The 8883-nt window shown below is 69.4% G+C and carries 8 protein-coding genes and 1 pseudogene; 6 read left to right on the top strand and 3 right to left on the bottom strand.

The features are described from left to right. Positions 1 to 138: 138 nt before the first annotated feature. Entirely contained in the window at positions 139 to 1590 is a 1452-nt protein-coding gene (locus ABD093_RS18620; RefSeq protein ID WP_343926405.1) for an alpha/beta hydrolase family protein, read from the top strand. A gap of 57 nt (positions 1591 to 1647) precedes the next feature. Here ABD093_RS18620 and ABD093_RS18615 read toward each other — a convergent pair whose 3' ends face one another. Together ABD093_RS18615 and ABD093_RS18610 are read right to left on the bottom strand one after the other, a co-directional pair. Then, a complete protein-coding gene (locus ABD093_RS18615; protein WP_193116732.1) occupies positions 1648 to 2472 on the bottom strand; it encodes a class I SAM-dependent methyltransferase in 825 nt (274 codons plus the stop codon). 199 nt (positions 2473 to 2671) lie between these two features. Then, complete coding sequence (locus ABD093_RS18610) at positions 2672 to 4135, bottom strand: SulP family inorganic anion transporter (protein WP_343926403.1); 1464 nt, start codon at positions 4133 to 4135, stop codon at positions 2672 to 2674. Between the two features lie 194 nt (positions 4136 to 4329). Between ABD093_RS18610 and ABD093_RS18605 the strand changes: the two genes are divergently transcribed. The 3 genes from ABD093_RS18605 (at position 4330) to ABD093_RS18595 (ending at position 6692) form a co-directional block, all read left to right on the top strand. After that, entirely contained in the window at positions 4330 to 4596 is a 267-nt protein-coding gene (locus tag ABD093_RS18605) for a hypothetical protein (RefSeq protein ID WP_193116730.1), read from the top strand. A 276-nt stretch (positions 4597 to 4872) separates the two neighbouring features. Continuing rightward, the gene (locus tag ABD093_RS18600; protein ID WP_193116729.1) at positions 4873 to 5064 is read left to right on the top strand and encodes a hypothetical protein; all 192 of its coding nucleotides are present in this window, start codon (positions 4873 to 4875) and stop codon (positions 5062 to 5064) included. Between the two features lie 362 nt (positions 5065 to 5426). Continuing rightward, positions 5427 to 6692 carry a calcium:cation antiporter gene (locus ABD093_RS18595; RefSeq protein WP_343926400.1) on the top strand — a complete coding sequence of 422 codons (1266 nt, stop codon included), beginning with the start codon at positions 5427 to 5429 and terminating at the stop codon, positions 6690 to 6692. Positions 6693 to 6758: 66 nt separating this feature from the next. Here ABD093_RS18595 and ABD093_RS18590 read toward each other — a convergent pair whose 3' ends face one another. Further along, positions 6759 to 7349 carry a GNAT family N-acetyltransferase gene (locus ABD093_RS18590; protein WP_343926398.1) on the bottom strand — a complete coding sequence of 197 codons (591 nt, stop codon included), beginning with the start codon at positions 7347 to 7349 and terminating at the stop codon, positions 6759 to 6761. Positions 7350 to 7450: 101 nt separating this feature from the next. Between ABD093_RS18590 and ABD093_RS18585 the strand changes: the two genes are divergently transcribed. Next, positions 7451 to 8200, top strand: coding sequence for a dienelactone hydrolase family protein (locus tag ABD093_RS18585; protein ID WP_343926396.1), 750 nt, complete (start codon positions 7451 to 7453; stop codon positions 8198 to 8200). Between the two features lie 461 nt (positions 8201 to 8661). Further along, positions 8662 to 8883, top strand: a pseudogene (locus ABD093_RS18580) (hypothetical protein); the annotation flags it as partial.

Below are 8883 nucleotides of genomic sequence, written 5' to 3'. Positions count from 1 at the left end.
CCTGCTCACCAGCGCCGCGAGAACCGTAGCGTGAATACCCGCCACAGCAGGGTCATTCACCACGAACCGCGAAGAGCCATCAAGGTCAACCCCCGCACCGGCGAAATCGCGAGTTGACAACTATAGGAGCGTCGCCTGGTGCTGGTCAGCCCCGACGGCGACCTCACCGATCTCACCCCGGACGTCGGCACCGTGACGCTCTACGCCGCCTCCGCGGACCTCTCCCCCGACGGCGCCACCGCCGCGACCTCCTGGACCCAGCGGGCGCGCGGCGGGGAGACCCGCAGCTCGATCGCACTGATCGACACGACGACCCTGCGCCGCACGGCCCTGCTGACGGCCGACGACGACTCCCAGTACGGCGCTCCCCTGTTCTCCCGGGACGGCAGCCACCTGGCCGTGATCCGCTCGACCGCGTCGAGTCCGCAGGACACCAGCTACAGCCGCCTGGAGATCCACCCGATCGGCGGCGGCGAGCCCGTCACGGCGCAGCTCGGGGACCTGAGCATCGGCGACCTGGCCTGGGCCGAGGACGGCACCCTGCTGGTCGCCGGCGACCTGCACTCCTCCGGGGCGGTCCTCGCGATCGACCCGGCCACCGGCGCCGCCCGCACGATCGCGGCCGACGGGGTCTTCTCCGCACTCGCCCCCGCCGCGGACGGCACGCTGTTCGCGCTGCGCAACGACGTCGGCACCCCGTCCCGCCCGGTGCGGATCACCGCCGACGCCCCGGCCCGCGAGCTCGCGGCCCCGGGCGCCGTCGATGCCCTGCCCGGCACGCTGGAGTGGGTCGGGACCGACGTCGACGGAGTGCGCGTCGGCGGCTGGCTGTGCGTGCCCGCGTCGGCGTCCGCCGCACAGCCGGCCCCGGTGATGCTGTGGATCCACGGCGGCCCGCACGGCTCGTACAACGCGTGGAGCTGGCGCTGGTGCCCGTGGCTCGCCGTCGAGCGCGGATATGCGGTGCTCATGCCCGATCCGGCGATGTCCACCGGCTACGGGGACGCGGGCCTGAACCGCGGCTGGCCGCGTCTGCCCGACGTGGTCTTCCACGAATGCGAGACGCTCTTCGACGCGGTGCTGCTGCGCCCGGAGCTCGACGCCACCCGCACCGCGATGCTCGGGGCGTCCTTCGGCGGGTTCATGGCGAACTGGATCGCCGGGCACACGGATCGTTTCGACGCGATCGTCACCCACGCCGGGCTGTGGGCTCTGGACCAGCAGCACCGCACCACCGACGCGGCCGCCTCGAAGATGCGCGTGCACCGCCACGAGGAGGAGCTGCCGGACTGGTACCGCGCCTACTCCCCGCACCACGCCAGCGGCTCGATCACCACCCCGATGCTCGTCACCCACGGCAACCGTGACTACCGCGTCCCGGTCAGCGAGGCCCTTCGCCTGTGGTGGGATCTCGTCTCAACCTGGGACGGCGAACCGGAGACGATGCCGCACCGCTTCCTGCAGCTGACCAGCGAGAACCACTGGGTGCTGACCCCATCCAACGCCCTGGCCTGGAACCAGGCGGTGCTCGCCTTCTGCGACCAGCACGTGCTGGGCGCGGAGCCGATCCCGGAGGTGCTGCCGTGGTGAGGTCGCGATGAGCGGCACCATCACGAGTGCAGCCGCCCCTTGCCGCTGCCAGGAACGTCACGTCCCGGGCAGCGTCCCGATGGCCAGCAGGTGCGGGCTGTAGGCGGCGAGCTTGTCTTGAAGGTCCACGGAGTGCCGGACCCTGTCCTCGGCGGCCTCGACGAGCGCGATCGCGCATTCGAGGACCTGGCGATCACCCCTCATCAGCTCCAGCGCACCCAGATTGGGGCCCTCGAGCCCGCGCACAGTGACGTCAACGAAGCCTCCCTGCTCGATCTCGGCCCGCAGCTCCGCCGGTGTATGGAAATGCCCCCCGGGAAAACCTTCCGCCGGGTTGATCCACGCCCCGGTGCGCACGATGTCGAGGTCCGCCGAGGTCAGATCGGCAGGCTGACCGTGCACGGCGCCGTCGACGAAACCGACCAGCCGGCTGATCCCCTGCGCGAACAGAAGTCCGCCAGGCCGCAGAACTCGCCGAGCCTCGTGGATCGCGAGGCGCCTGTCCTCGGCGTCGGCCAGGTGATAGAGCGGTCCGAGAAGCAGGACGGCGTCGACGGCGTGATCGGGGACGTCGAGCGAGCGAGCGTCTCCGACGACCGCGTCGAACGTCCCGACCTCTGCGGCAAGCTCGACCTGCGACGGCACCGGATCGATGAGCGAGACGTGGTGGCCTGCATCAGCGAGCCACCGACTGTGGATCCCGGTGGCTCCGCCGACGTCGAGCACCCGGGACCTCGCGGGCAGCCGATCTTCGATCACTGACCGCACCCGCATGAACTCCACCTGGCCGCCGGCGGAGCGGCTGGTCAATCGGGCGTCCTCGTCACCGCTCCCGTAGTAGGCATGGATCTTCGCGTCGAGTTCTGCCTGGGTCAGCTCCATGACGACATGGTAGAGCGGCAGGAGACCGGTCACCCGGCCAAACCGGCCCTGCAGCCATCTTGCCAGCAGGGGCCATACGACCTTTCGTCGCGATACATGGCACCGAGGCGTATATGGCCTCCAGTTCTCGCCTGTCGACGAAGGTTCGTAGGCGTCCTCCCGGTTCGGTCCGATGTGCCGAGCGCCCTGCTGGCGCCGCTCAGTTCAGCGTGCCGGTGAGCCGTCCGTGGAATCCGGTGGAGTGCTCGTCGAGCCCCGTGAAGCGCACCTCGATGTCGTGCTCGGCGTACTTGGCCTGCACGGAGTCGAGCACGGCCACGGTCGAGGCGTCCCAGATCTGGGCGGCGGAGAAGTCCACGACCACCCGCGGCGGGTCCTCGGCGTAGTGGAACTGCTCGACGAGGTCGTTGCTGCTACCGAAGAACAGCGGCCCGCGCACGGTGTACGCGGCGCCCTGGTCCCCGACCAGGCGATCCACGGTGGTCACGTGCGCGACCCGCCGGGCGAACAGCAGGATCGCCAGCACGGCGCCGACGGCCACGCCGATCGCGAGGTTGCTGGTGGCGACCACGACCACGACGGTCACGAGCATCACGAAGGTCTCCGACAGCGGCATCCTCTTCAAGGTGGCCGGCTTGATGCTGTGGAAGTCGACAGTGGACAGGGCGACCACCATCATCACGGCGGCGAGCGCGGCCATCGGGATCTGCGCCATGAGGTCCGAGAGCACGGTGACCAGGATCAGCAGCAGCACGCCGGCGATGAAGGTGGAGAGGCGGGTGCGGGCCCGGCCCAGCTTCACGTTCACGACGGTCTGGCCGATCATGGCGCAGCCGGCGATGCCGCCCCAGAACCCGGCGAGGATGTTCGCGGTGCCCAGCGCCCAGGACTCGCGGCTCTTGGAGGACCTGGTGTCGGTGATGTCGTCCACGAGCTTCGCGGTCAGCAGGGTCTCCATGAGGCCCACGAAGGCGACGCTGAGCGCCGTGGGTCCGATGATGCCGAGGGTCTCGAGGTCGAGCGGGACCTGGAGCTGGGTGAGGCCGGGCAGGCCGCCGGACATCTCGCCCTGATCGCCGACGTTCGGGACGGCCAGGTGGGCGATCATCGCGATGGCGGTGACCACCACGATCGCCACGAGCGGCGCGGGCACGGCCTTGGTCAGGCGCGGCAGCACGAGCACGATGACCAGGGTGAACACGAACAGCGGGTAGACCGCGGTCGGCACGTCCAGCACGTGCTGGAGCTGGGCCGTGAAGATGAGGATGCCGAGCGAGTTGACGAAGCCGATCATCACCGAGCGGGGGATGAAGCGCATGATCCGGGCGAGCCCGGTGACGCCGAAGAGGATCTGGATGATGCCGGCGACGATCACCGTGGGCAGCAGGTACTCGACGCCGTGGGTGTGCACCAGCGGCGCCACGACGAGGGCGACGGCGCCGGCGGCCGCGGTGATCATGGCGGGACGGCCGCCCAGGATCGACATCGAGACGGCGAGGACCACGGAGGCGATGAGGCTGACCTTCGGGTCGACGCCCGCGATCACCGAGAAGGAGATGACCTCGGGGATCAGGGCGAGCGTCGTCACCGCTCCCGCGAGCACCTCGGTGGTCAGGAGGCGAGGATGGCGAAGCGCCTGGAGGGTGGTCGGGGAAGCAGTCACACAGGGACTTTACCGGGGAACCCGGGCGGGCCGTCGGTGCGAAGGATGGCTCTCGGTCTTCCGACGATGAGACCTGTCTCGGGCTGCCACCACAGCCGCTCCTGGCTGGGGATCCCTCGGGCAGCTCCCGGTTAGGCTTTCCCGGGACGTCCCGCCCGCGCTCCGCACGCAGGGCCACATCGAACAGAGGCCGCATGACTCCGCAGAAGCACCGCTCCTTCGACGCCACCTGGATGCCGTTCGGCATGCTGATCGGCTTCATCGTGGGCATGGGCATCGCGCTGACGATGACGGACAGCCTGGTGACAGCTGCGGCGTTCGGCTTCGCGTCCGGGATCGCGCTGGGAATCATCCTGGGATTCCGACGTCGCCACGGGTCGACCACGGACGAGGACGCGGAGGACGACCGCTACCGCGCCGAGCACGGGGATCCCACGCCCAGGCGCGACGACGACCACTGAGCCGGACGTCAGCGGCCTGGCCCGAACTGCGCTGAATGGCGTGGACCGGACTGAATGGCGTGGACTGGTCGCCTGCTGACCGGCTTTTCCGGTGCCTCGGACTCGCGGTCGCAGTCATCCGGAATTGCCCGCACGGCGACCTTTCCTCCCCCATGGCACGTTATCCACAGGACACTCAGGTGTCTTGCCGCCGTTTCCCTGATTGTGGTGGCATGCTGTCCTCACCTGGTCAACGATGACCAGTGAAGACCGCCTGATGTCCGCAGGAGGATTCCGATGAAGGTCACTGATACGCACGACTCCGCCGCCGAGCATTTCGATTATCTCGACGTCGAATCGCTGAGAGAAGCGGAGCGTGACGACGCGCCCCACGATCTCGAGGGCGAGGCCCACGATCTGATCGATCTGGTCCAGGCCACCGGCCCCGCCCCCACCATCGCACCACGCGTCTCCGCACGCACCGCCTGACCTGCACAGTGGTCCGGGTCACCTCATCCAGGTGGCCCGGACCAGCCATGTCGGCCTGACCAGCCATGTCAGTCTGACCAGCGGACCGTTCGGCAGAACGGACCGGCTCAGCTCGACCCGGCGCAGTCCGGTGATCTCGGAGCAGATCCCCGGCGAGGACGTCACCGACAGGAGCCGGGTCGTCGTCCAGTGCACACCGGGCGACCCCTTTCACGGCGGTCAGATCGCTCACCGGAGGCTTCCGGGCAGCACGGACGTCGCCTACCGTGGAGGTGCGCCTCCCCGGAGACGGCCGGCGCCGCGAGCGGGACGACCCGATCGCTGGAGCCCCGACGAGGACGGCCTCGGAACAGGACGATCCCATGCCGTCGCTCGACCACTCCCCCGCTCTCACCAGCACGCGGCTCGCCCGCGCAGTCCTCACGCCGCCCGCGATCCTGCGACTCTCCGCTGGCTGGGCGTCGATCGCTGCACTCACCGCCCTCGCCCCTGCGCTCCCGTCGCCGCTGCCATCGCTCGCCCTGCTGGCTCTCCTGGCTGCGATCGTGGCGGTCATCGTGCTCGCCGCAGGAGGCGTCGTGCAGCAGGCCGAAGCGCTGGCCGGCCGCCTCGGCGACCCCTACGGCACCCTCGTGCTCACCCTCTCCATCGTGGTGATCGAGGTGGTGCTGATCGCGGCGGTGATGCTCGGCGACGGCGACCACGCCACCATCGCCCGGGACTCCGTGATGGCGGTGTCGATGATCATCCTGAACCTGGTCTTCGGGATCTGCCTCATCGTGGCCGGGATCCGGTACGGCGGCCTCGCCGCGAACCGGGTGGGGACCTCGATGTACGTGGGCATGCTGCTGCTCCTGGCGGCGAGCGCTTTCGCGCTGCCCGCCCTCATCGGCGACGACGGCTCGCTGCGGCCGGTCCAGGCTGCCGTGGTGGCCGGCCTGACCGTCGTGCTGTATGCAGTGTTCCTCCGACGCCAGACCGGTGTGCGGGCCTCCGATTTCCAGGAGGTGGCGACCGGCTCCCGGGTGGTGCGGACCGGCAGCCGCGCGGCACAGGATGCCGCCGTCCGCGACCCCGACGCCGCCTCGTCCTCCACCTCCACGTCTGCTTCTGCTTCTTCGTCCTCGTCCCCATCCGGACCCACCCCAGAAATCGGGCAGGCTCTCCGCACCCATCGCCTCGAGCTGCTGGTCCGTTCCGCGCTGCTCATCGCCACGGTGCTGCCGATCGTGCTGCTCTCGCACCACATGGCGGGCCTACTGGACGAGGGCCTCGCCCGGCTCGGCGCACCTGCGGCTCTCGGCGGGGTGCTGATCGCGATGATCGTGTTCACGCCGGAGTCGATCACGGCGGTGCGGGCGGCGCTCGGGGGCGAGATCCAGCGGGTGGTGAATCTGTGCCACGGCGCCCTGGTCTCGACCTTCGCCCTGACGATCCCGACGGTGCTGGTGATCTCCCTGGTCACCGGGCAGCGGGTGGTCCTCGCCGAGTCTTCCGCGAACCTGGTGCTGCTCGGCGTGACGCTCGCGCTGTGCACCCTCTCGGCGCGGGCGGCAAGGATGACCAGGTGGCACGGGATCGCCCATCTGCTGCTCTGTGCGATCTACGCCATCGTGCTGTTCGCCTGACCCCAGGATCTCGAGCCCACGGTCCTGGACTCGAGACGCCGGCAACCGCACCATGATGCTGGGCGGTCACTCCAGGTCAAGCCTCATGGAGATCAGGCTCGTGAACCCTGCGAGGCGGGGGAACCGCTGCGGCGTGCGCCGATCTTCCGAGAAACCGAGCTTTCGATAGAGCCCGAGCGCCGCCCCATTGGTGTCTTTGATGTCCTCGAGGAGGAAGGAGCTGTGCCCGGGGAGGGTGATCAGGTGCTGCAGCAGGGCGGTGCCCACGCCGCGACCCCTAAAACGGGGAACGGTGGTCACAGAGCCGATCTCGGTCGCTCCATGCGAAACCCCGTCGGAGGGGCCCATGAACCACGAGCGGATCACCCGATAGCAGATCGTGCCGCGTATCGGCCCCAGGTGCCTGCGGAGCGTTGCGGCGCTGGGGTCGAAGACCTCCTGGTCACCATTCGTGAGCGTCGCGAGTCCCGCTGGTTCGCCGTCGACGCAGGCGACGTGGAAATGCTCGAGCAGGAGCATCGGAGCGAAGGCGTCGGCGAGCACGTCGGGGTCCTTCGAGAAGAAGGAGAAGTCCTCCGCGAAACCCTGCGTGAACACGGCGGCGATGGCGCGACGGTACGGCTCTCCGAGCTCGTCACCACGGACGATCGTGATCATCTTGCGCTCCTCGTTCGTCTCGGCTGCTCTGGGTTCATCCGAGGGAGTCGTGCAGTCCACCGTACTGGGGATCCGATGCGTTCACGCGATACAGTCGCGACGTGAGTGCGACGACGCTTCTGATCCCCACCGACACCGGCGACCTGCCCGGGCTGCTCTGGCTTCCCGAGAACCTCGAGCAGCCGGTCCCCGGCCTCGTCGTGCTGCAGGAGATCTTCGGCCTGTCCGACTACATGCAGCAGCGATGCGCGGATCTCGCGGTCCTCGGCTACGCGGTGCTCGCCCCTCAGCTGTTCGCCCGTCTCGACCCGCCGGTGGTGGGCCTGGAGGACGGGGACGACGCCGAGTCCTGGCTCGCCGACGGCATGGACCTGGCCGAGCTGCTCCCCTGGGAGCGCGCCGAGGCCGACGCCCTCGCCTCTCTGAACGCCCTGCGCGCGCACGGCACGGTCGATGCGGAGCGGGTGGGGCTGCTCGGGTTCTGCTACGGCGGGGGGCTCGCGTTCACCACCGCGGCCGCCGCCGCCCGTGAGGAACGCCCGCCGTCGCTGCTCATCAGCTACTACGGCTCCGCCCTGCCCACTGTGCTCGACCAGGCCGAGGACGTCATCGTCCCGAGCCTGCACCACTTCGGCACGGCCGACGCGTTCATCCCGCTCGATCAGGTCACGCGGATCCGGGAGGCGGTCACGGCCGGCGGCACCAGGGAGCAGGTGCGCTTCGAGCTCCACGACGGGGCTGGCCACGCCTTCGACAACCCGCATCCCGCCCTCCACCATGCCCCGGCCTCCGAAGCCGCGTGGCAGCAGACCCTCGGCTTCCTGGCGGAGACCATGCCGACCCGCGTCTGACGTACCGCTGCCCGATCTGCTGAGTCCGGATCTGCTGAGCACCTGATCGTCCCGCCTCCGACCGGTCCACCGGGCCCGTTCTGGCTCGGTCCGGCCGCTGTGACCGACCTCGTCCTCACCCGTCCTGGCGCGCCGACGGTGACATGCCGGACAGCGCCGACCTGCGTGATCGAATAGTTATCTCCGGATTGTCGGACACTCCGGACACCTGGCCACCGGCGCCGGGCTCCCCGTAGTCATCCCAGGCCATACCCCGTAATGGTGCGCGGCCTCGTCCCCGGTAGTTCACGCCTGCGGAGACCCGCAGCGGGACAAAAGCCCTGTTCCTGGGCGCAGGCCGTTTGCCGATGCGCACCGGTCTTGTGAAGATGACGTGTCAGTCCGGTGCCCAGCCGTCCGGGGGAACACGCACGTGGGAACCGGTCCGTCACCGCCAGACGTCCACAGACAGAGGAGCCCTCGTGCCACCAGTGATCACCGCGGAAGGCCTGTACAAGGTCTTCGGTCGACGTCCCGCCCGAGGAGTGGAAGCGCTCCGCACCGGCAGGACCCGGGAACAGCTGCGGGAGGACGGACTCACCGCAGCAGTCATCGACGCGAGAGAAATTGTCAAGACCTGTGGATCGGTGTTCCGCTACCCGACCGAGGAGTTGCTGGCCGGCGCTGTGAGCGCCGGTCACTCG

This window comes from Brachybacterium tyrofermentans, from assembly GCF_039526165.1.
In the GTDB taxonomy this organism is placed as follows: domain Bacteria; phylum Actinomycetota; class Actinomycetes; order Actinomycetales; family Dermabacteraceae; genus Brachybacterium; species Brachybacterium tyrofermentans.
This window is presented reverse-complemented; position numbering and strand designations above follow the sequence as displayed.